Annotated in this window: 16 protein-coding genes and 3 pseudogenes; 8 read left to right on the top strand and 11 right to left on the bottom strand. The window is 72.0% G+C overall.

The genetic code is table 11. The annotated features are described in order from the left end of the window. Positions 1-331 precede the first annotated feature (331 nt). A pseudogene (locus ACZ7LT_RS09345) lies at positions 332-751 on the bottom strand (ArsR/SmtB family transcription factor); the annotation flags it as partial. Here ACZ7LT_RS09345 and ACZ7LT_RS09340 point away from each other — a divergent pair. After that, complete coding sequence (locus ACZ7LT_RS09340) at positions 740-1,294, top strand: hypothetical protein (protein ID WP_471235629.1); 555 nt, start codon at positions 740-742, stop codon at positions 1,292-1,294. The pseudogene ACZ7LT_RS09345 and the gene ACZ7LT_RS09340 sit on opposite strands and share 12 nt — an antisense overlap. Before the next feature lie 165 nt (positions 1,295-1,459). Then, positions 1,460-2,257 carry an alpha/beta fold hydrolase gene (locus ACZ7LT_RS09335; protein WP_471235378.1) on the top strand — a complete coding sequence of 266 codons (798 nt, stop codon included), beginning with the start codon at positions 1,460-1,462 and terminating at the stop codon, positions 2,255-2,257. On the opposite strand, the gene ACZ7LT_RS09330 is transcribed toward ACZ7LT_RS09335, so the two are convergent. After that, a complete protein-coding gene (locus ACZ7LT_RS09330) occupies positions 2,229-3,017 on the bottom strand; it encodes a metallophosphoesterase (RefSeq protein WP_471235377.1) in 789 nt (262 codons plus the stop codon). The two genes, ACZ7LT_RS09335 and ACZ7LT_RS09330, sit on opposite strands and share 29 nt — an antisense overlap. 114 nt (positions 3,018-3,131) lie before the next feature. Between ACZ7LT_RS09330 and pdxR the strand changes: the two genes are divergently transcribed. The 3 genes from pdxR to ACZ7LT_RS09315 all read left to right on the top strand — a co-directional run bounded on the left by pdxR (position 3,132) and on the right by ACZ7LT_RS09315 (position 7,731). After that, entirely contained in the window at positions 3,132-4,526 is a 1,395-nt protein-coding gene (pdxR, locus tag ACZ7LT_RS09325; RefSeq protein ID WP_471235376.1) for a MocR-like pyridoxine biosynthesis transcription factor PdxR, read from the top strand. Positions 4,527-4,679: 153 nt separating this feature from the next. After that, entirely contained in the window at positions 4,680-5,378 is a 699-nt protein-coding gene (locus ACZ7LT_RS09320; protein ID WP_471235375.1) for a GNAT family N-acetyltransferase, read from the top strand. Positions 5,379-5,424: 46 nt separating this feature from the next. Further along, a complete protein-coding gene (locus ACZ7LT_RS09315) occupies positions 5,425-7,731 on the top strand; it encodes an Rv1355c family protein (RefSeq protein ID WP_471235374.1) in 2,307 nt (768 codons plus the stop codon). 63 nt (positions 7,732-7,794) lie between these two features. Here the strand turns inward: ACZ7LT_RS09315 and ACZ7LT_RS09310 are convergent, their stop codons facing one another. From ACZ7LT_RS09310 to ACZ7LT_RS09275, 8 genes and pseudogenes are all read right to left on the bottom strand, one after another. Beyond that, complete coding sequence (locus ACZ7LT_RS09310; protein ID WP_471235373.1) at positions 7,795-10,035, bottom strand: MMPL family transporter; 2,241 nt, start codon at positions 10,033-10,035, stop codon at positions 7,795-7,797. A gap of 317 nt (positions 10,036-10,352) precedes the next feature. Next, positions 10,353-10,568, bottom strand: a complete 216-nt coding sequence (locus ACZ7LT_RS09305) for a ferredoxin (RefSeq protein ID WP_471235372.1) — start codon at positions 10,566-10,568, stop codon at positions 10,353-10,355. Positions 10,569-10,572: 4 nt separating this feature from the next. After that, entirely contained in the window at positions 10,573-11,787 is a 1,215-nt protein-coding gene (locus tag ACZ7LT_RS09300; protein WP_471235371.1) for a cytochrome P450, read from the bottom strand. 73 nt (positions 11,788-11,860) lie between these two features. Beyond that, on the bottom strand, positions 11,861-12,649 hold the full coding sequence (locus ACZ7LT_RS09295) for an ABC transporter permease (protein ID WP_471235370.1): 789 nt from the start codon (positions 12,647-12,649) through the stop codon (positions 11,861-11,863). After that, entirely contained in the window at positions 12,646-13,620 is a 975-nt protein-coding gene (locus ACZ7LT_RS09290; protein ID WP_471235369.1) for an ATP-binding cassette domain-containing protein, read from the bottom strand. Before ACZ7LT_RS09290 ends, ACZ7LT_RS09295 begins: the two co-directional genes overlap by 4 nt. A 123-nt stretch (positions 13,621-13,743) precedes the next feature. After that, positions 13,744-14,580 (bottom strand): DUF4097 family beta strand repeat-containing protein, encoded by an 837-nt coding sequence (locus tag ACZ7LT_RS09285; RefSeq protein WP_471235368.1) that lies wholly within the window; start codon positions 14,578-14,580, stop codon positions 13,744-13,746. A 70-nt stretch (positions 14,581-14,650) separates the two neighbouring features. Then, positions 14,651-15,190 (bottom strand): hypothetical protein, encoded by a 540-nt coding sequence (locus tag ACZ7LT_RS09280; RefSeq protein ID WP_471235367.1) that lies wholly within the window; start codon positions 15,188-15,190, stop codon positions 14,651-14,653. Positions 15,191-15,426: 236 nt separating this feature from the next. Then, positions 15,427-16,281, bottom strand: a pseudogene (locus ACZ7LT_RS09275) (FAD-dependent monooxygenase); the annotation flags it as partial. A 960-nt stretch (positions 16,282-17,241) separates the two neighbouring features. Between ACZ7LT_RS09275 and ACZ7LT_RS09270 the strand changes: the two are divergent. Both ACZ7LT_RS09270 and ACZ7LT_RS09265 read left to right on the top strand, forming a co-directional pair. Beyond that, a complete protein-coding gene (locus tag ACZ7LT_RS09270; protein ID WP_471235366.1) occupies positions 17,242-18,201 on the top strand; it encodes a hypothetical protein in 960 nt (319 codons plus the stop codon). A 239-nt stretch (positions 18,202-18,440) separates the two neighbouring features. Then, on the top strand, positions 18,441-18,998 hold the full coding sequence (locus ACZ7LT_RS09265; RefSeq protein WP_471235628.1) for a helix-turn-helix domain-containing protein: 558 nt from the start codon (positions 18,441-18,443) through the stop codon (positions 18,996-18,998). Between the two features lie 20 nt (positions 18,999-19,018). On the opposite strand, the pseudogene ACZ7LT_RS09260 reads toward ACZ7LT_RS09265, so the two are convergent. Then, positions 19,019-19,300 (bottom strand): annotated as a pseudogene (locus ACZ7LT_RS09260) (hypothetical protein); the annotation flags it as partial. A 234-nt stretch (positions 19,301-19,534) separates the two neighbouring features. Here ACZ7LT_RS09260 and ACZ7LT_RS09255 point away from each other — a divergent pair. Beyond that, complete coding sequence (locus ACZ7LT_RS09255; protein ID WP_471235365.1) at positions 19,535-21,703, top strand: serine/threonine-protein kinase; 2,169 nt, start codon at positions 19,535-19,537, stop codon at positions 21,701-21,703.

Below are 21,703 nucleotides of genomic sequence, written 5' to 3'. Positions count from 1 at the left end.
TCTCACGCGGATGAAGCGTGAACGGGGACGCAGACTGGGCCGTGAACGGCCTTCCTTCGTCCTTGATGGGGGCCGGGTCGGCGGCGAGGGCCTGCTGACCGCCGGATACCAATGCCGCCAGCGAGGACAGAGCAACGAGTGCCGCTCTGATCCGACCCCGGCGTCGGGGCTGCGGTTGGGTGATCATAGGGCCGGACATTAGCTGACCCGCGTCAGGGCACCGAACGAGGGATTGAGGGCCGTACGCCTGAGCCCTGACGTACGGAGTTCCAGTGAGCGGCCCGCACCACCCAACCGTACGGACCTGCGCCAGGGCAGGTGCAGCCGTTCCTCAACTGTCGTGAGTTCGCGGTCTCGTGGCGGTGGTTGTGAGTCGGTCGCCGAGCGTGCTTCTCCGGTACAACACAACCCGTCCGTCACGTGTCCTGGTGACCAGTCCTGTGGTGTGAAGGACACGCAGGTGTTGGGAGACAGCGCTTGGGGTGACCCGGAGACGGCGGGCGAGCTCTACGGTGGGCAGCGGCTCTTCCAGGAGGCTGAGCAGTCTCGCTCGGGATGAACTGAGCAGAGACGCCAGGGCGGTTGGGTCGGCGGTCGGCATCTCCGAGCCCCACAGCGTGGCTACTCCCCGGCTGGGATAGACGAGGCTTGGCGGCTCGTCCGGGCTGACGGGGGGCGCGGGCTTGTGTGCGAACACGGACGGGAGGAGCAACAGCCCCCGGCCGGACGCCGTAACCCGGTGCCTGCCGGCCGTCTGGTGGACCGCTACGGCCCCGACCCGGTGAACCTTGGCTGCATGCTTGGCGCCCTCGTCTCGGCCGCCACCCTCACCCTCGGCGCCCGGGGCGGCGCGCTGGGTCTGGCCGCCCTGACCCTCGGCACGCTGCTCCTCGACACCGCGATGCAGTCCGGCATGGTCGCCAATCAAGTCCGCGTCTACGCCCTGCACATCGACGCCCGCAGCAGGCTCAACACCGCCTACATGACCTGCGCCTACCTGGGCGGCAGCGCAGGTTCCTGGCTCGGGATACGCGTCTGGAGCAAGACCGGCTGGTGGGGCGTGTGCGTGCCCGTCGCGCTGCTTGCCGCACTCGCCCTGGCCCGCCACCTGTTGGCGCACCGCGCCGGCCCCCGTGGTGGGACGCCCCACGCGAGAATCACTCGGCACGGATCCCACTCCCGCGACGCCTCAGCTTCCCGCCGCCGGGCAAGGTGCCGGCGAGGCACCACAGCAGGGAGCGGGGGGTGGAGAACGAGGGTCAGAGCGGTGAGCCCCCAGATGGTGGTGTGGTAGACCGCCGTAGAGGGGGCATCGGTGGGGCAGCAGGCGGCCGCCATTTGGCCGCTCGACGCGCCCATCCGCAGGCGACACCGCGCGCCGCGCCCGACGGGTACAGGCAGCAGGAGCAGCAGTATCTGGCAGAGGCGCGAAGGCCCTCGTCCAGCTAAGGAAGTCGCTATGCCGTCGATTGCCGTGAACGAGACAGACCTCTACTACGAGCTTCGGGGCGCCGGCCCTTCGGTGCTGTTCATCTCCGGCGCGACCGGCGATGCCGGATACTTCGACCGAGTCGCGGACTTGCTCGCCGACGAATTCACCGTGGTCACCTACGACAGGCGCGGCAACTCCCGCAGCCCCCGCCCCAGCGGGTGGGAGACCACCTCTGTAGCTGAGCAGGCCGACGACGCCGCGGCACTTCTTACCGCGCTAGCGCTCGCTCCCGCCGCCGTGTTCGGCAACAGCTATGGGGCGGTCACCGCCCTCGACCTGCTCATCCGCCATCCCGGTGTCGTCCGCGGCGCCCTCCTGCACGAGATCACGCTCTTCTCGGTGCTGGAGGACCCGGGCGAGGCCCAGGCCGTCGTGAGGCCGGTCGTCGAAGCGGGGATGGCCGCCGGGGGGCCTCAGGCGGCCGTAGAGCACTTCATGCGATTCGCCGCGGGCGACGACACCTGGGATCGCCTGGACCCGGACCTGCGCCAGAGGATGGCCTCGAACGGGGAGACCCTTTTCGGCGTCGAGATGGGGCTGTTCGAGTCCTACCGCCCCGACGATGTGACGCTCGCCGGCATCATCGCCCCCGCCCGGGTCTTGGTCGGCCAGGAATCACCGGGTTACTTCCAGGAAGCAGCCGCCTGGCTCGCCGCCCGACTCGGGACCGAGGTGGTGCGGACCCCGGGCGCACACACGCCGCAGTTTGATCGCCCCGAGGAACTCGTCCGCACCATCAGGCCATTCCTGCGCGCACTCTCGTAGCTGACCTGCATGGGGCAACAGTCCGGTAGTGGGTCGTCAGGCGCCCGGTTTCGTCCAGGACGTGGAAGGCGAGCCCCGGCGGAAGATCGAGGTGGACGTGGTCCATCGGGTGGCCGTGGGGCTCCCATGGGAGCCTGAGGGCCGAGACGACGCCGGGCGCCACCAGGAGCGGACGGCCGGCGAAGGTGGTGGCGGCCGCGGTGTGGGCGTGCCCGCAGAGGAAGGCGGCGACCTGGGGGTGCCGGTCGACGACGGCGGCGAGGCGCTGCTCTCCGTACTGGCGAAGGCCGTCGACGTACGGGGTGTGCAGCGGGACCGGCGGGTGGTGGAAACCGATGAGGGCGGGTACGTCGCTCGGGCTCCGGGCGAGAACGTCTTCCAGCCAGAGCAGGGTCTCGTCCTCGATGAACCCTTCGTCGGTCCCGGGTACCGACGAATCGCACAGGATGATGGAGATACCGGCGGCGCGATATGACCGGTTGATGGGCTCCGTCGATCCCGGCCGACCGAGCAGACCCCGCCGGAAGGCGGCGCGGTCGTCGTGATTGCCCGGGCAGACCAGCACCGGGTGGCGGGAGCGCAGCAACTCCCGGGCCTGCTCGTATTCGGCCAGGAGGCCGTGGTCGGCGATGTCTCCGGTCACCACGAGGGCATCGAGGTCGTACGGCAGGGCCTCCAGGTAGTCCATCACCGCCTTGGTCCGGGCGATGCTCCGCTCGTCGTCGATGTGGATGTCACTCACGTGGGCAATCACGGCCACGGCTCAGAGTCCTTCCGTCCGTTCCCCGGATCTCGGGCGCTGGTACCCGCGCTCTGCGTGCGGGCTGTGATGTGAACCTAGAGAGCGACCGGACCATAAGTAAGATCCAGTTTCATGCCGAATCATTGGTCCAGTACCGGGTTCGACCTTCACCTTGAGGTCGCTGCCGCGGGCGGGCGACGGCTGGGCCTTGAGTCCGCCCTACGTGAAGCGGTTCGGACGGGGAGGCTGGCTTCAGGGGCGCTCCTGCCCTCCACGCGGGGGCTGGCGAAGGAGCTGGGACTCTCGCGGGGCACTGTCAGCGCCGCCTATGACCAGTTGGTCGAGGAGGGCTACCTGACCACTCGCCCCGGTTCGGGCACCAGCGTCGCCGACGTGCCGACCTCCCGCCCGCCCTCGCTGAATCCTCTCCCCGCATCGACAGCCCCTCGCCACGACCTGCGCCCTGGGCTGCCCGACGTCAGTGCCTTCCCCGTTCGCGCCTGGCTCGCTGCCACTCGACGGGTGCTGGCATCGGCCCGGCCGGATGTCTTCGGCGTCGGTGACCCGCAGGGACGGCTCGAACTGCGTGCCGCGCTCGCCGAGTACCTCGGACGGACCAGGGGAGTGATCACCACGCCGGACCGGATAGTGGTCACTTCCGGTTTCTACCAGTCGATCCAGCTGCTGAGCGGTGTCCTCGGATCACACAGGGCCGTCGCGATGGAGGATCCCGGGCACAACGTGTACCGGGAACTTGTCCAGCGAGCCGGACACACCACCCGGGCGCTGGCCGTCGACGGCTGGGGCGCGCGCGTGGAGACGCTCGCGCCGGGGACCGGAGCAGTGATCGTCACTCCGTCCCACCAGTATCCGACCGGAGTTCCTCTGCATCCTCAGCGCCGTCATCAGTTGTGTGAATGGGCGCGTTCCACAGGTGGGCTGGTCGTGGAGGACGACTACGACGGCGAGTTCCGCTACGACCGTCAGCCCGTCGGCGCCTTGCAGGGATTCGCTCCCGGCCATGTCGTCTACTGCGGCACCGCGTCCAAGACCCTCGGGCCGGCCCTGCGTCTGTCCTGGATGGCCCTGCCACCCGATCTCGTGGGTCCTGTGGTGAAGGCGAAGAAGGAGACCGATCTCCACACCGAGACTCTGGGCCAGCTCGTCCTCTCCGACCTGATCACCACTCGCGCCTACGACCGCCATGTCCGCGCGGCGCGCCTGCGTTACCGGCGCCGGCGCGAACTCCTCCTCGAACGATTGACTGCCATTCCCGCCGTTACTCCCCACGGCGTCCCGGCCGGCCTGCACACCCTCGTCACCTTCCCCGCCGATGGCCCTGCCGAGGACCGGCTCCTGGCCGAGTGCGTGAACCGGGGTATCGCGCTCCGAGGCCTCGCCGAGCTTCGCCACGGGCCGACGGCCGGCGTGCCGGGCCTGCTTGTCGGCTTCGCCGCCGCCACCCAGCATGGCTATCCCCTTGCTGTGGACGCCCTGCTGTCGGTCTTGGCCGACAACGCCCGCTGATCCGTGAGGAGTTGCCGGTCGCCGCTTCCCACGGCGGGCAGACCGTCGGGCATGATGGCCGTCCGGGCCGGCGCCGTGTGTGAGAGGACGCGTTGTTCTCGGGACCGGACGTGTACGTGATCACTGCGCTGACCGCCGGTGAGGGGGGACCACATGCACCTTCAGCTCTTCGACGTCCAGTTCGACGACCCCTTCTACCTCGACTTCCTCGTCGAACAGGAGAGGGCGTACGCCCGGCGCGGCCACGAGGCGATGGTGAGGTTCGGCAAGGGCGATCCACGCGTGGGCGCCGACGCGCTGAGCTGTGTGGCGGCCGTCGACGACGGCCGGCTCCTGGGCGGCGTACGTATCCACCACGGCGTCCGAGGGGAGCTGCCCTCCGAGATCCATCTGCGCAGCCCGGACGTCGCGTCCGCCGTCGCCCGGGCCCGCGCCCGGGGGGAGGTGGTGGCGGAGATCGGCGGAGCGTGGGTGGCGCCGGACTGGCGGGGACGCCATCTCGTCACCGCGCTGGTGGCCGCCGGGATCGCCGCCGCCGAAGCCCGTGGTGCCACGGCGCTCCTCGCCAGCTGCTCGGCCCGGCTGACGGGGACGTACGAACGCTGCGGCTACCGATGGCGGTGGGAACACCCGCTGGCCGACGTCCCCTTGCCCGGCGTCACCTCCTACTGGTCCCTCGACCCGATCGAGGCGTTCCACCACCGCGAGGCGCGGCTCGCGCGGGCCTTGTGCGCGCTGGGCGAGGAGTGGAGGAGCACCCGCGGGCGCATACCCGAGCCGGTCCTGCGCGCCTGCGCCGACCAGCTCGGTCTGCGGCTCTTCGAACCCTCGCTGCTCTCGCCGGAACCCTGACACCCGCCCGCCCCCTCGCCCCGACCCGACCTGCCGAAGGTGCCCGATGAGTCTGGAAGCGCACATCAACTCCGCCGCCCGGGCGGCCGACGGCGAACGCCCCTGGCGTCCGCGGCTGTTCGCCGCGAGCGCCCCCGGGCAGCGGTCGGAGCTGACCGGGATCCTGGCCCGCGGTGAGGCGACGGCCGTACGGGACACCCTGGCCGAACAGCTGGCGGAGCTGCTCTCCGCCCGCCGCCCCGCCTGGCGTCCGAGCGCCGAAGAGCTCGCCACGGCGGTGGAGGCGCACCTCGACGGGCAGCCACAACTGGAGTACGGGACCTGGGTCTGGTACCCGTGGTCACGGCAGCTCGCGCACGTCCTGCCCGAGCCGGAGTACCGCGAGCTGCGCCAGTCCCGCAACCAGTACAAGATCACAGCGGCGGAACAGGCCGGCCTCACCGGCAGGACGATCGCCGTCGCGGGCCTCTCCGTGGGCGCCGCCAGCGCGTACACCCTCGCCCAGGAAGGCGTCGGCACCCGCTTCCGGCTCGCCGACTTCGACCGGCTCTCCCTCTCGAACCTGAACCGCCTGCGCGCCGCGGTCACCGACATCGGCCTGCCCAAAGTGGTCATCGCCGCACGGCAGATGTACGAGATCGACCCCTACCTCGACATAGCGATATGGCCCGAAGGCCTGACCGAGGACAGCGTCGACGCGTTCCTCACCGGCGACGGACGTGCCGATCTCTTCATCGAGGAGTGCGACGACCTCTACATCAAGGTCTTCGCGCGGGAACGGGCCCGGGCACACGGCATCGCGGTGCTGATGGAGACCAACGAGCGCGGCATGCTCGACGTGGAACGCTACGACCTCGAACCGGACCGGCCCCTGCTGCACGGCCTGATCGACGGGGTGGCCGCCGCGGACCTCAAGGGGCTGACGGTCCGCGAGAAGGTGCCGCACGTCCTGCGGATCCTCGGCCCGGAGAACCTCTCCCCGCGCATGGCACCCTCGCTCATGGAGATCGGGCACACGCTCTCCTCGTGGCCCCAGCTCGCCTCGGGGGTGGCCCTCGGCGCCGCCGTGCTCACCGACACGGCCCGCCGTGTCCTGCTCGGGCAGTTCACCGCCTCGGGGCGCTTCTTCGTCGACCCGGCGGAGCTCGTACGCGACGGAGCACAGGCCCACCCGGCGCCAGCCGCGCCGCCCAGCCCCGAGACAGGCGCCGGGGCGAAGAGCCGCACCTCCCCGCTCGTCCTGCCCGGCCCCGGTGACGTCCTGGGCGAGGAAGGCGTCCGCCGCCTCGTCGCGTACGGAATCCAGGCCCCCTCCGGGGGGAACGTCCAGCCCTGGACGTTCCTCGCCCGCGGTGACGTCCTGCGCTGCCGCACCGACGACACACAGCCGCGGACGCTGCTCGACGTCGAGGGGAGCGCCACCCGGCTGGCGATCGGAGCGGCCGTCGAGAACATCGACCTCGCGGCACAGGCCGCGGGCTGGGCCTGCCACGTACGCCCCTTCCCCGACCCGGCCGACCCCGGTCTCGTCTGCGAACTCACCTTCTCCCGGGCCCCGCACACCCCACGGCCCGAGCTGTTCGACTGGATCGAGCGCCGCGCCACCAACCGGCGCCACGGCCCCGCCCGCCCCCTGGACGAGCCCCACCGGCAGGCCCTCCTACGCTGCGCGGCCGACAGCGACGCACGTCTGCACCTGATCACCGACCGGACCGAGCTGGCCGAGACCGGTCGGATCCTGGGCGCCGGCGACCGGCTGCGCATGCTGTCCCCGCGCCTGCACCAGGAGATGATGAGCGAACTGCGCTGGACCCCCGAGGAGGTGCGGACGACCCGGGACGGCATCGACATCGCCACCCTCGAAGCGGACGGCGCGGACCTGGCCGGCCTGTCCCTCGCCCGTCACTGGCCCCACCTCGCGTTCGTCCGGCACATGGGCGGCGGCCGCGCCTTCGAGGAAGGAGCGCGGAGGAGCGTCGCGGCATCCTCGGCGGTCGGCTGCCTCACCACCCACAGGACCAGCCCCCGCGCCCACTTCGACGGCGGCAGAGCCCTGCAACGACTCTGGCTCACCGCGGCATCCCTGGGCATCGGCTTCCAGCCCGTCACCGCCCTGCTCTACCTCTTCGCCCGCATCGAGCGCGGCGACGGCGACGGCACCGGACTCGACGCGACCGAAACCGCCACCCTGCACACCCTGCGCAAGCGCCTCTCCGCCCTCGTCCCCCGGCACCCGGACGAGACCGAACTGCTTCTGTTCCGCCTCTCCTACGCCCCGCCGCCCACCGCCCACGCCCTGCGCCGGGACGTCGACACCGTCCTCCGCTTCGACCGCCCGGGCACGCACCGCTGACGCCAGGTGCCGGCCGGCCCGGGGGTCGGGCCGGCCGGCGGGCCGAAGGGGCGTGGTGTGCGGTCAGCCCACGAGGTGGCTCTCGCGTGCGGAGTGCGCCGAGGGCGCCGTGGGCCGCTGCGCCAGCTTCTCGCCCTCGACGTCGATGTTCGGCAGGAGCCGGTCGAGCCACTTCGGCAGCCACCAGGCGGACCTGCCGAGCAGGGCGAACAGCGCGGGCACGATGGCCATGCGGACGACGAAGGCGTCGAAGAGGACAGCGGTCGCAAGGCCGAAGCCGATCATCTTGACGAAGTCGTTGTCCTCCATGATGAAGCCGGAGAAGACGCTGGTCATGATGACCGCGGCCGCGCTGACCACCCGGCCGCCGTACCGGAATCCGGTCACGACCGCCTCGCCGGGGCGGGCGCCGTGGACGTACGCCTCCCGCATCCGGGACACCAGGAAGACCTCGTAGTCCATGGCCAGGCCGAAGACCACGCCGATCATAAAGATCGGCAGGGTGCTCATGACGGGGCCCGGCTGGTCGACGCCGACGAGGTCGGCGAGCCAGCCCCACTGGAAGACGGCCACGACCGCGCCGAGGGCCGCGCCCACCGACAGCAGGAACCCGAGGGCCGCCTTGAGCGGCACCAGCACGGAGCGGAAGACCAGCATCAGCAGCAGGAACGCGAGACCGACGACCAGGCCGAGGTAGGGGAGCAGCGCGTCGTCCAGGGTCTGCGAGAAGTCGATGAACATCGCGGTCTGACCGGCGACCATGATGTCGGTGGCGCCGGTGCGGGACTCGAGCCCGCCCGCCATGCCGCGCAGCGCGCGCACCAGGTCCTCGGTCTTCGTGTCCGTCGGACCGGTGCCGGGGATGACGTTGACGAGGGCGGTGTCGCCCGACGGGTTGGTGGTGGCGGGGGAGACGGCGTCGATGCCGCGGACATCCTTCAGCGCCGTACGGACCTGCTCCGATGCCGTCTTCGCGTCCTTCGCCTCGACGGTGACCGTCAGCGGCCCGTTGAAGCCGGGCCCGAAGGAGTCCGACAGCATGTCGTAAGCCTTGCGCTGGGTGGTGTGCGGAGCCATGGTGCCCTCGCCCGGCAGCCCCAGTTCGAGGCTCGCGGCCGGCACGGCGACCGCGCCGAGACCCACCACGCCGATCAGGAGGACGGCGACCGGGTGGCGCAGCACGAGCCCCGCCCAGCGGGCGCCGAGGTTGGGCTTGCGGCGGGCCGCGCGCTTGTCGGCCTTGCGCTGCTGACGCTTCGACAGCGGCTTGCCGGTGTACTGCTTGCGATCGCGGCGGGCGAGGACCCTGACGGGAGCGAAGCCGAGGAGCGCGGGCACGAACGTGATCGCGACGAGTACGGCGACGGCGACCGTGCCGGCCGCGGTCAGGCCCATCTTGGTCAGCATCGGGACGTTCACCACCGCGAGACCCGCCAGGGCGATGATCACGGTGAGTCCGGCGAAGACGACGGCCGAGCCCGCGGTGCCCACGGCGCGTGCGGCGGCTTCCGCCCGCTCACGCCCCTCGGCGATCTCGGAACGGTAGCGGGAGACGATGAAGAGGGCGTAGTCGATACCGACCGCGAGGCCGATCATCATCGCCAGCGTCGACGTGGTGGACGACAGACCCAGCGTGCTGCCGAGCGCGGTGATGCCGCTGATGCCTATGCCGACGCCGATCAGGGCCGTCAGCAGCGGCATGCCGGCGGCGATCAGGGAGCCGAAGGTGAGGAGGAGGACGACGGCGGAGATGAGGATGCCGATCTGCTCGCCCGTACCGCCCATCGTCTGCTCGATCTTGACGGCGTCGCCGCCCGCCTCGACGGCGAGTCCGGTGTCCCGGGCCCGCTCCATCGCGTCGGTGAGCCCCTTGTGCGCGGCGTCGGTCAGCTCGGTCGCCTGCGTCTCGTACGTGACGTACGCATACGTCGTCGTACGGTCGCCGCTCACGGCGTTCGCCTTGAACGGGTCGGCCACACCGGCGACTTGAGGCGCCTTGGCCAGATCGGCGACGAGCGCTTCGACCTGTGCCTTACGGGCGGGGGAGGTGATCTTCTCGGCGCCGGGGGCGCGGATGACGACGCGGGCGGTGGCGCCGTCCGCGCGGGCGTCCGGGAACTTCCGCTGGAGGAGGTCGAACGCCTTCTGCGACTCCGTACCCGGCATCGAGAAGGTGTCGGCGGGCGGGGCGGGGGCGGCCTTGGCCGCGAAGCCCGCGCCGAAGAGGGCCAGAAGCCACAGGACGACGACCAGGCCCCGCCGCCGGAAGGCGAAGCGGCCCAGATGGGAGAGGAAGGTAGCCACGATGAAGGAGGTCCTGTCGGTGAAGGTGAAGGTGAAGATGGAGGTGGTGAATGGGCGGGGGCCGGGCGGGGTGCTCCCGCCGCCGGCGGTATACGCGAGGTGCCGTCGGCGGCGGGACGGTGATTCCGAGAGGTGCTCGGTCGCGCACCCCGCGGGCTGGGCCGCATCGGGTGTCGGCCGGGGGCCTGGGCGGCGGTGTACGGGCGGAGTCACCCGGGGCGGTGGTGTGAACCGCTGCAGCCGGGGCCCGGCGGCGGGGAGTTGCCCGCGGGGAGAGGCGGTCGCCCCGGGGGCGACGCGCGTGGAGGGGGCCGCGCCTACGAGGCGGTGGAGGTTCCCCGCTCCGTGACGGTGATGGCCGCGGCGGGGCACACACCGGCGGCGATACGGACCGCCGCGTGCCGCTCCTGCGGCGGGCGGGCGTTCAGGAGGACGACCAGGCCCTCGTCCTCGTCCTGGTCGAAGACCTGGGGGGCGTTGAGGGCGCACATTCCGGCCCCGATGCACCGGTCGCGATCGACACGGACGTCCATGGGATCAGTCCTCGTCCCACGTGACCGGCAGCCGGTGCACACCGTAGATGCTCATGTCCGTCCGCAGCGGCACCTCTTCGGCCGGGACGTCGAGGCGCAGCGTGGGGAACCGGCCGAGCAGCGCGGGCAGGGCCACCATCATCTCGACGCGGGCCAGCTGCTGGCCCAGGCACTGGTGGATGCCGTGCCCGAAACCCAGGTGTCCCGTGGCCTTGCGGTGCAGGTCGAGGACGTCCGGGTCGGGGAACCGCTCCGGGTCCCGGTTCGCGGCCTCGAACGAGATGGTGACGCTCTCGCCCGCCTTGATCACCTGGCCGTCCAGCTCCACGTCCTCCAGCGCGGACTTCACGCTGGTGTGGGCGATGGTCAGATAGCGCATGAGCTCCTCCACGGCCTGGGGCGCGAGGTCCGGGTCGGTGCGCAGGGCCTCGGCCTGGGCCGGGTTGCGGAGCAGCGCGAACGTACCGTGGGCGATCATGTTGGCGGTGGTGTCGAGACCGGCGGCGAGCAGGAACCCGCCGACGCCGACCAGCTCCTCGTCGGTGAGGTCGGAGTCCTGGGCCAGGTCGCCGAGCAGGTCGTCGGAGGGCGCGGCGCGCTTGGCGGCGACCAGTTCGGCCATGTACTCCTGGAGGCCGACGATGGCCGCGTACCGGTCCTCGGGCGGCACATCCATGGACATGATCGTGTGGGCGTGGTTCTGGAAGCGCTCGCGGTCGGCGTACGGGACGCCGAGCAGTTCGCAGATCATCAGCGCGGGGATGGGCCGGGCGTAGGCCTGCACCAGGTCGGTGCCGGGCCCGCGGCGCTCCATGGCGTCCAGGTGCTCGGCGGTGATCTCCTCGACGCGCTCGGTGAGTTGGCGCATCCGGCGGACGGTGAACTTGCCCATGAGGAGCCGCCGGAAGCGGGTGTGCTCGGGGGCGTCCATCCCGGTCATGTCCCCGACGGGGGCGGGCGGCAGCGGACCCTCGGGCCCACCCGGGAGGGGGTGGTGCATCAGCTCGTACCGCGAGCTGAAGCGGGGGTCGCCCATGATCGAGCGCACGGTGGAGTAGCCGGTGGCCAGCCAGCCGACGTGCCCGTCGGGGTACGTCATCCGGGTCAGCGGCCGCTGCTCGCGCAGCTCCGCCAGGCCGGTCGGCGGGTCGAAGGGGCAGCCGGCGGCGCGCTGCGTGGGGAGCGTAACCGGCTCGGTGAGCGACGGTTCGTGCTGCATGGTGTCCTCCGTGGGAAGTGGCGTGCGGTGAACTGCGGTGTCCGGTCCATGGGTTGAAGGCAAGCGGTGGTTGCTACGTGGCGGTGCGGCCGAAGGCGGAACGCGCCCAGAGGTAGCCGACGAGGGTGAGGCCGACGCACCAGGCGAGCGAGATGTACGCGCTGTTGCCGATCTCGGTGCCCATGAGCAGGCCGCGCAGGGTCTCGATGGCGGGCGTGAAGGGCTGGTACTCGGCGAACCAGCGCAGTCCCGTCGGCATCGAGTCGGTCGGGACGATGGCGCTGCCGAGGAAGGGTAGGAAGGTCAGCGGCATCGGCGTGTTGCTCGCCGACTCCGGCGTCTTGGACACCAGGCCGATGCCGGCCGACAGCCAGGTCAGAGCCAGGGCGAGCAGCGTGAGCAGGCCGATCGCGGCGAGCCACTCGACGACGGAGGCGTCGGGACGGAAGCCGATGGCGAGCGCGACACCGATCACCAGGGCGATGGCGACCAGGGTCTGGATGACGCTGCCGAGGACGTGCCCGGTCAGGAACGCGGCGCGGGAGATCGACAGCGTACGGAACCTGTTGACGATGCCCTCGGTCATGTCGACGCACACACCGACCGCCGTGCCCACCGCCCCGGCGGTCGCGGTCATCAGGATGATGCCGGGCGCGACGTAGTCGATGTACGAGCCGCCGCCGGCCGGCCCGCCGGAGATGCCTGCGCCGAGCGCTCCACCGAAGGCGTAGTTGAACAGCAGCAGCATCATCACGGGCATGATGACGACGGACAGGGACATCGCCGGATAGCGCTGTGCGTGCTTGAGGTTGCGCCGCAGCATGGTCATCGAGTCGCTGACGGCGTACGCGAGGGAGCTCATCGGGCCATCTCCGTGGTGGTGTCGGGGGTGCCGTGACCGGTGAGGGTGAGGAAGACGTCGTCCAGGTCGGGCGTGTGCACGGTCAGGGACTCGGCCCGTACGGCCGCGTCGTCCAGGACGTCGAGTACGGCGCGCAGAGTCGGGATGCTGCCGTCGCTGGGGATCCGCAGCGTCAGCTCCTCGGGATCGCGCGCGGCCGCGCCGAAGTGCCGTGCGGCGGAGTCGAGTTGGGTGAGATCCGCGAACCGGAGGCGGATGTGCCCGCCGGGGATGAGGCGCTTGAGTTCGTCCGCCGTTCCCTCGGCGACCAGCCTGCCCTGGTCGAGGACGGCGATACGGTCGGCGAGCTGGTCGGCCTCGTCCAGGTACTGCGTGGTGAGGAAGATCGTCACGCCGTCGGTGACGACGAGGTCGCGGATGATCTCCCACATCGTGCGGCGGCTGCGGGGGTCGAGGCCGGTGGTCGGCTCGTCGAGGAAGATGATCCGGGGGTTGCCGACCAGGGTCATCGCCAGGTCGAGCTTGCGGCGCATACCGCCGGAGAAGGCGCTGACGGGCTTGCGGGCGGCCTCGGTCAGCTCGAACCGGCGCAGCAGCTCGGCGGCCCGCCGCCTGCCCTCCGCGCGGGGCACGTGCTGAAGGTCGGCCATGAGGAGGATGTTCTCCTCGGCGGTGAGGAGGTTGTCGACGGCGGCGAACTGGCCGGTGACGCCGATGGCGGCGCGTACGCCGTCGGGTTCGCGGGTCAGATCGCGTCCGGCCACCTGGGCCTGGCCGCCGTCGGCGGCGATGAGTGTGGACAGGATCTGGACGGTGGTGGTCTTGCCGGCGCCGTTGGGGCCGAGCAGCGCGAAGATGCTGCCCTCGGGGATGCTCAGGTCGATGCCGTCCAGGACGACCTTGTCGCCGTAGGACTTGCGCAGTCCCAGGGCGGAGATCGCCGACGGGGCCGTGAGGGTGGGCGCGGTCATGCGGTCACATCTCTCTGTGAGGTGTGACATGTCACCGTGACATGCCACACGGGCCTGTTCGTGGTGTCACTGGTGGTGCGAGAGGTGCCTGGTGTGATTGTCGGGTGGTGCGGGGGAGAGAGATCAGGCGCGTCGGATCACGATGTCGCCGGTGCCGGTACGGGCGTGGATCTCGACGGTGTCGTCGGAGGAGCCGGGGCCTTCGGCGGCACCGAGCGTGTTGCGGACCTTGCCGATCTTGGTGTGGGCGTCCAGCCAGGCGGCGGTGGACTCCCGGATGCCGACCTCGATGTCGTGGGCGGCGGCGTGGAGCTTGATCACACCCCGGGCCACCTCGTCGACCCGGATCGCGCCGTTGGCGGACCGGGCCTCGACCGAGGCGTGCGCGACGCCCACCGTGATGCGGCCGTTGGCGGAGTTGACCTTCAGATCACCCCTGATCTCGCCGATCTCGGTTTCGCCGTTGCCGTTCTTGACGGTCGCCCCGCCCGTGATCTCCCCGATGTCGATCCGGCCCGCCCCATGGATCTCGGCCTCGCCCACCGCCCGGTCGACATGGATGTCGCCGTGGCTGGTGCGCAGATTCACCGCGGCGCCCTCGTCGAGCCGGATGTCGCCAAGCGAGGTCTTGATGCGGCATTCGCCGAGCGGTCCCTCGCAGACGTAGTCCCCCATGGGGGAGGTGGCCCGGATCTGTGAGCCCGCGGGGAGTTCGACGGTCACCTCGATCGATCCGCTCTTGCCGAACACGGAGCGCTTCTTGGGCCCCTTGACGGTCAGGGTGCCGCCGGCGTACGTGACCTTGGTCTGCTGTACGGCCCGTACGTCGGTGTCGTCGGCGCCGTTGCTCGGCAGCACCTCGACGACCGTGTCGGCGCGCTTGCTCGCGGCGATCCGCACGGTGCCGAAGTCGAACTCGAGGATCGCGGTGATGGGTTCGGGGGTTTCGTAAGAAGGCATGGCTGTCCCGTCCTCGTGGCTTCGATGGGTAAATGCGCAGGTGGGGCGGTGGTGCGGGAGATGGGGGCGGCTAACGGACCCAGCCCTGGTAGCTCTGACCCGGGCGCGGGGGGCGGGCAGCCGGCTGTGGTGCTCCGCCGCCCGGCTCCAGGGCAAGGGCCACCGCCCGTACGAGCCAGGCGTTGACCGACAGCCCTTCCTGTCCGGCCGCCTCCTCCACGCGGGCCTTGAGGTGGGCCGGGAGCCGGAAGTTGATGCGGGCCGTGGCGCCTTCCTCGCCGTCCACGGCGGATGGCGCCACTGGCGCCATCGATGGTGCCATCGGTGAGGTCATGTGGGCCGGTCCCTCGGCGGACTCCTCCGCGGCGGGCGGCGCCGTCACCACGAACTCGGGATCGAGACCCCGCAGCCGAACGTCCACCGAGCCCGGGGCCAGCTCGCGGGTGATCTCCACCGAGGCGGCGGACAACGCGTTCAGGAGGGTCAGCCGGGCGGCCGACTCCAGCGGCGCGGTCAGCCGTTCGGCCAGAGCGCGCGCCTCGTCCCCGCCGGCGGCCGCGGCGACCGCGAGCTCGCCGCGGAGGTGATCGACATAGGGGGTCAGGTCCATGTGTTGATAGTGGCACCAAAATGGCGCCATGGCAAGCCGATGTGGCGCCATGTGGCACCAGTCGTGCGCCAAGTGGCGGCTCGGTGGCGCCGCGCGGCCCCGCATTGGCGCCACAGAGGTCCCTTGGGTGCCAGGCGCCAAGGATCCGTACGGACCGCGGGCCAGGGCGTCAAGATCGCGCGAGGGCGGCGGGGCGGTAAGCACGCTCGGTCTGAGCGGACCGGACACGAAAGGGATCAGGGATCAACGAGATGGCCGTCCTGACCGCCGAGAGCGGTGCGCGGTGCGCCGGGACGCGGACGCGGGCGTGTGCCGACTGCGGCTCCGGCTCGCGCGTCGGCCAACGCCGCCGGGTCCTGGGGTAGATCGTCGGCTCGCCATGCCACATGGCCGTCCGGGCGGACCAGCACGAAGGACCGTTCGTAGAGCTTGGCGACCTCCCCGTCGCCGCCGCGCACGGTCAGCGGCACGCCCCGATCGGCGAACGCCCGCTCCAACCCGGCGAGTTGAGCGTGCTCGGCGAAGCACAGCAGGACGAACCCCTGCCCGAACAGGTCGAGCGTGGACGTGGTGGCGTCCCACCAGGCGTGCGCGACGCGGTATCCCGGCTCGCTGCCGGGGCGCCAGTCGGCGTCCGGCCTGCCATGGCGTACGGGCACGGCGGGGTCTTCGACGACGGTCGGGGAGCGGTAGCGCAGCCCGAAGTGGATCTCCGGGGCGTCGAACTCCCGCTGCGCACCGCTGCTCTCCAGCCGCCTGGCCAGCTCCGTACGGGCCCACTCGCCCTCGGGCCCGTCCAGGTGGATCTCGGGCGGCACCTGCCTGCGCAGGGTGCGCTGCAGGTTCAGATTGGCCTCCTCCAGGCTCTCCACCGCGATCGGCCTGCGCTCGCTCTCGTACGTGTCGAGCAGCCGGGGCCCGGCCCAGCAATCCACCGTGGCGGCGAGCTTCCAGCCCAGGTCGGCGGCGTCGGCGATGCCGGTGTTGAGCCCGAAGCCGCCGGAGGGCGACAGCGTGTGCGCGGCGTCCCCGGCGAGGAAGACGCGCCCGGCGCGGTACCGGTCGGCGACGCGGTGGGTGAGATGCCACTCGCCGTGCCGGGGCACGGCGGTCCGCCCCTGTGGGTGAACCCTGCCGACGGGCGGGCCGTACCGACGGCCTGGCGGGACCTCGTATTCGCCCCGTCGGCCCAGCGGGGCCACTTCCGGATGGCGCAGTGCTGCGAAGTACGCACTAGTTGTATTCACGTGCGCTTTCCAGCGCGTCACGAGACAGCCACGGTGGACGCCTACCGGATGTTCCACGAACGGAGCCCGCTCATGACACTCAACCCCTTCAGCATCAATCCGGCGGAAGACGACGGAATACGGAACGCCGAGACCGCCCCCGCGCTCGACCCGCAATCCGCCGTCCCCCCGCACCCGGCTCCCAGCACGCCAGGCACCCCTGCCCCGCCGCCTCCGCCGCTTGCCCCGCCAGCCCCGCCGTCCGCGGTGCAGAGCGCCTCGTCGCCTCCGCCCGCCACCCCGCCGGCCCCGCCGCCTGTGGCGCAGAGCGCCCCTCCGGCCCCTCCGGCGTCGCCGCCCCCGCCGCCTCCGTCGGCTGCCCCTCCGGCCTGGTCGCCCCCGCCGACTGCCCCGCCGGCCCCGCCGCCTGTGGCGCAGAGCGCCCCACCGGCCCCGCCGCCTGTGGCGCAGAGCGCCCCACCGGCTCCGCCGACCCCGCCGGCTGCCCCGCCGGTCTGGTCGCCTCCGCCGGCCGCTCCTCCGGCCCGGCCGCCTGTGGCGCAGAGCGCTCCTCCGGTCTCACCGCCTGAGGTGAAGAGCGCTCCTCCGGTCTCACCGCCCGTGGTGAAGAGTGCCCCGCCGGTCTCACCGCCTGAAACGAAGAGCGCTCCTCCGGTCTCACCGCCCGTGGTGAAGAGCGCCCCGAGGAGTGCCCCTCCGGTCTCGCCGCCTGTGGTGAAGAGCGCCCCGAGGAGTGCCCCGCCGGTCTCGCCGCCTGTGGTGAAGAGCGCCCCGAAGAGCGGCCCTCCGGCCTCGCCGCCTGTGGTGAAGAGCGCCCCGAAGAGCGGCCCGTCGGCGTCGCTGTCCGCGGCGAAGGGCGCCCCGGAGGCGTCGGACAAGAACGAGAACGGCGACGAGGCGATTCACACCCTTCTGTGGACGGCGGCAACCGAGCGTCCGGTGGACGAGGTCGCCTCGCTGGTGTCGCGGCTTCAGGAGACCGGTGAGCTGTCCTGCCCCGCCGACGTGGCGCTCCGCGCGGCCGCCGTCTCCCGTCCCCTGGACGAAGTGCGGCAACTGGTCGTGCTGCTCAACGCCTCGGGGTACGACCTGGAGCAGGCCGAAACCACCCTGCGCGCCGCGGCCGTGGGCCGGCCGATCGAGGACGTCGTGAAGCTCGTGAACATCATCGGCCACGACAACGTCGACTGGCTGCCCGTCGCCAGGAACGTCGAGGAGCCGGCGGGCGGCCCCAGCCAGGACGACCGCGCGAACGCCGACACCGACCAAGTCCCCGCAGCCGCCCCGAAGCGGCGACGGTCTGTCACGTGGGCGCGGTCGGCCCTCGACGGCGCCCTGGCCGCGGGTCCCGGCAGCCACACCGCCTCCTCGGCGCTGCGGTCGGTGCTGCGCTGGCCGGCGGCGGTCGCGCTGATCGTCTGCGGCCTCGTCCATGTGCCCGTGGACCTCGCGGACCTGCGCGCCGGCGGCTCGGCGGAGGCGCTCTCCGGGATCGTCACCGTGCTCTGCCTGCTCGGCGGGGTATGGCTCGCGGTGCGGGACGCCGTGATCGTCTGGGCCGCCACCGCGGGGCTCGCCGCCGGCGTCATCGTGCTGCACGCACTGGAAGGCGCCGGGACGATCAATCTGCTGAGCAGCAGCCCCGGCTTCACGTACACCTGGGCGAAGGCCATAGCGCTGCTGGGTGCCGTGGTCGTGGTCCTGCTGGCCGGCGCGACCCTCGTGCGCTACACGAGGACGACCGGAGCGGCGGACAGCACCTGATCAGCCGCGAGAGCGCGGCACCACGATCACCTCCGCCCGGGCAGCCCCGCTGCCCGGGCGGAGCCGTGCTCCCGATGCCGTGTCCGGGACAGTGTCGAACACGCAGGTCCGGATGGGTGCGGTGTCCCGGACAGGGCGCCCGGGGGCCGATGCCTTGTCGGCGGGCCGGGGACATGGCGACGATCAGGACCCCGTCACGGCACCCGGCCGTGACGACTCGTCAGGAAAGGTCCTCGTCGATGTATTCCTGTCCACCCCGCCCCCACGCCGTCTCCGACCCAGCCGCCTTCGTGGCCCGTATGCGGGCGCTCAAAGCATGGTCGGAGCTGACGTACCGGGAGATCGCGGCACGTGCGCAAGAGAACGGCGACGTGCTGCCGCCCAGCACGCTGGCCACCGTGCTGAGCCGCGCCACCCTGCCCCGGGAGGACGTGGTGCGGGCGTTCGTACGGGTCTGCGCGGGCGGGGACGAGCTGGACGTGTGGCTACGGGCACGGGGCGGCGTCGCCCGCGCCGCCTGGAGCCAGGACCAGGGCCAGGGCCAGACACAGGCCTGGACCCGGGGCTCGGGCGGCGCGGCCGTCGAGCCGTTATCCGACGGCGCCGTACGCGCCGCTCAGGACGGCGAGGACCGGCGCCCCGAGGTGGCGGGCAGGGCCGTCGCCGCGCTGTTCGTGGCCGGCTGCGTCACCTCGTGGTGGTGCGGCAGGCGCCTCGGCGCCAGGACGGCCCGGGGCTCACAGGGGCGGGGCAGCTTCCGGGCCACCACACCGAACACCTCGCTCACGGGGAAGTAGCCGAGCTGGCGAGAATCCACACTGGCGGGGGCGTTGTCGCCGAGCAGCACCACGCGGCCCAGCGGAACGCACTCCTCAGCGGCCTCAGCGGTCTCAGCGGCCTCGCGGGGGACCGAGCCGCGCGGCACCGGATCCCCCTCGACGGCCGCCACCCTCTTCACGATCAGTGAACTGCCCCTCGCCTCCCGCCAGACGGCCGCGGACCGGGGCTTGCGCACCACCACCACCTGCCCCCTGCGCACCAGCAGGCGGTCCCCGTCGAGGTGCCCCACGGCGACGAGGAAGACCGCGGTGAGCAGCATGGCGACTCCTTGTAGGCACCCCTTCGTTCCCGGCGGGAACGAAGGGAATTCGGACCCGGCCCGCTGGCGGGCGGGGCTGAACGGCGACGAGTCTGCGACCGGCCGCGGCGGCCGGGCAACGCCGAGGCGGCGCTCCGACATGTTCCGACGCGTCCCGAACAGATCGGCGTGTACGGCGAGTTGATCGGGCAGTATGCGTGCCGGGAGTGTGGCGGTCGGGTGCGGGGGAGGCGGATGGTGGTGCGGGTTCTGGCCGGGCGGTACGAGCTGGTGAGGTTCGTCGGCCGCGGCGGCATGGGGGAGGTGTGGGAGGGCCGGGACCAGGTGATCGGGCGGCGGGTGGCGATCAAGCTGCTTCCGCACGACCGGCGCGACACCGCGGGCGCCGAGCTGTTCCTGCGTGAGGCCCGCACCGCCGGCGCGCTGAACCATCCCGGTGTGGTGACCGTCCACGACTTCGGCCAGGACGATGCGGACGGGGCGCTCTTCCTGGTCATGGAGTTCCTGGAGGGGCGGGACCTGGACACCGTCCTGAAGGAGGACGGGCCACCACTTGTGGCGACCGCGGTCGAGTGGGCGGCGCAGGCGGCCGCCGCGCTGGCACGGGCGCACGAGGTGGACGTGGTCCACCGGGATCTGAAGCCGGCGAACCTGATGCTCACCCCCGGCGGCCAGCTCAAGATCCTCGACTTCGGCATCGCCCGGTTCATGGAGTCGCTGCCGTCGAGCAAAGTCATGGGAACGTTCCCGTACATGCCCCCGGAGCGGTTCGGCGGGCATCCCGGCGACGCCCGCTGCGACCTGTACTCCCTCGGCTGCGTCCTCCACGAACTCCTCACCGGGCGGCTCCCGTTCCACGCCACCAGCCCGGCGTCGATGATGCACGCCCACCTGACCCAGGCCCCCGTGCCCCCGGGCCGGATCCGGCCCGGGGTGCCGGCCTCGCTGGACGGCCTGGTCATGGAGCTGCTCGCCAAGGCCCCCGAGGACCGGCCGGCCTCCGCGGCCGAGGTCGGCGACCGCCTCCGCCGCCTCCCCGGCCTGGCCATCGCAGAGGCGCCCACGCGCACCGCCGACGCGCCACGACCGCACGTACCCACCCTGCCGGGCGACCCGCCGGAACCGGCCGCGGACGCCACCGGACTCCTCACCCGCCGCAGGGCCCTGTGGCTCGGAGTCGCCGCCACGGCCGCCGCGGCCGTCCCCGCCGGCTTCGCCCTCCTCGACCCCGCCGGCCGGGGCACCTCCGCCGGCTCCGGGGACGGCTCACCGTGGTTCCACGCCGAGGGGTCCACGCTCTCGCCCCTGACGGTGGCCGGCGGGGTCGTGTACGTCAGCGCGGTCGACACCCGGGACGGCACCGTCCACGCACTGGACGCGGTCGACGGGAGGACGAAGTGGTCCCACCGCATCAGCGGCGCCGGGCACGAACGGGCCGACGTGGGCGACGCGTTCGTCCCCTCGCCGGTGGTGGCCGGCGGGGCGGTGTACGCCGTCGGCATGGACGGGAACCTGTACGTGCTGGACGCGGCCACCGGCAAGAAGACGTGGGCGTACACCGTCGGCGGCGTCCGGCTGCTGGCGGTGACCGGCGGCGTGATCTACGTGTACGTCCACCACGAGGACGCCGTCCACGCCTTCGACGCGGCCACCCGCACCGAGAGGTGGGTCGCCCGCGGCCTCGGCGGCATCGTCTACTGGGAGACGGGCGCGGGAGCGGTGCACGTCTACATCGACGACCAGGACCGCTTGCGGGCGTTGGACGCGGCCACCGGCAAGAAGAAGTGGGTCTTCGCCGACCGCAGCACCGAGCGGCTGTGGACGGCGGGAAGCCTCGTCTACACCCGCTGCACCGACGACCCGCTGGGCGTGTACGCCCTGGACGCCGCCACGGGCACACGGAGATGGGAGTTCCGCACCCGCTACAGCGTGTACACGGGCACGGAGGTGGCCGAGGGCAGGGTGTACGTCGTCGGGGAACTCGGCGAGACCACGGACCGGTGGGTGCACGCGCTGGACGCCGCCACCGGGAAACGGCTGTGGTCGGCGAGCCCCGAGGACAATGGCGCGTGGAGCACCCTGAAGGCGGGCGAGGGCGCGGTGTATGCGCCGGGGTCCGCTCGGGTGCACGTCCTCAACGCGGCCACGGGAAGGACGAAGTGGTCGTTCGGCAACATCGACCGCCTGGAGCTGGAGGTGGCGCGCGGGACGGTGTACGTCAACGGAACCGCCGACGACTCCCACGTACAGGCCCTGGACGCGGCCACCGGCCGGCGGAAATGGACGTCGTCCGTCACCGGCGGCGGCACCCTGGTCATCGCCGACGGGACGCTGTACGTCAGCAAGGGCAAGGACAGCGTGTACGCGCTGGACACGGCCACCGGCGCACGCCCCGCCCGGTAG

This window comes from Streptomyces sp. NPDC039465 (genome assembly GCF_055639315.1).
Note: the sequence above shows the minus strand (reverse complement) of the source record. Positions and strands in the feature narration are given on the sequence as shown.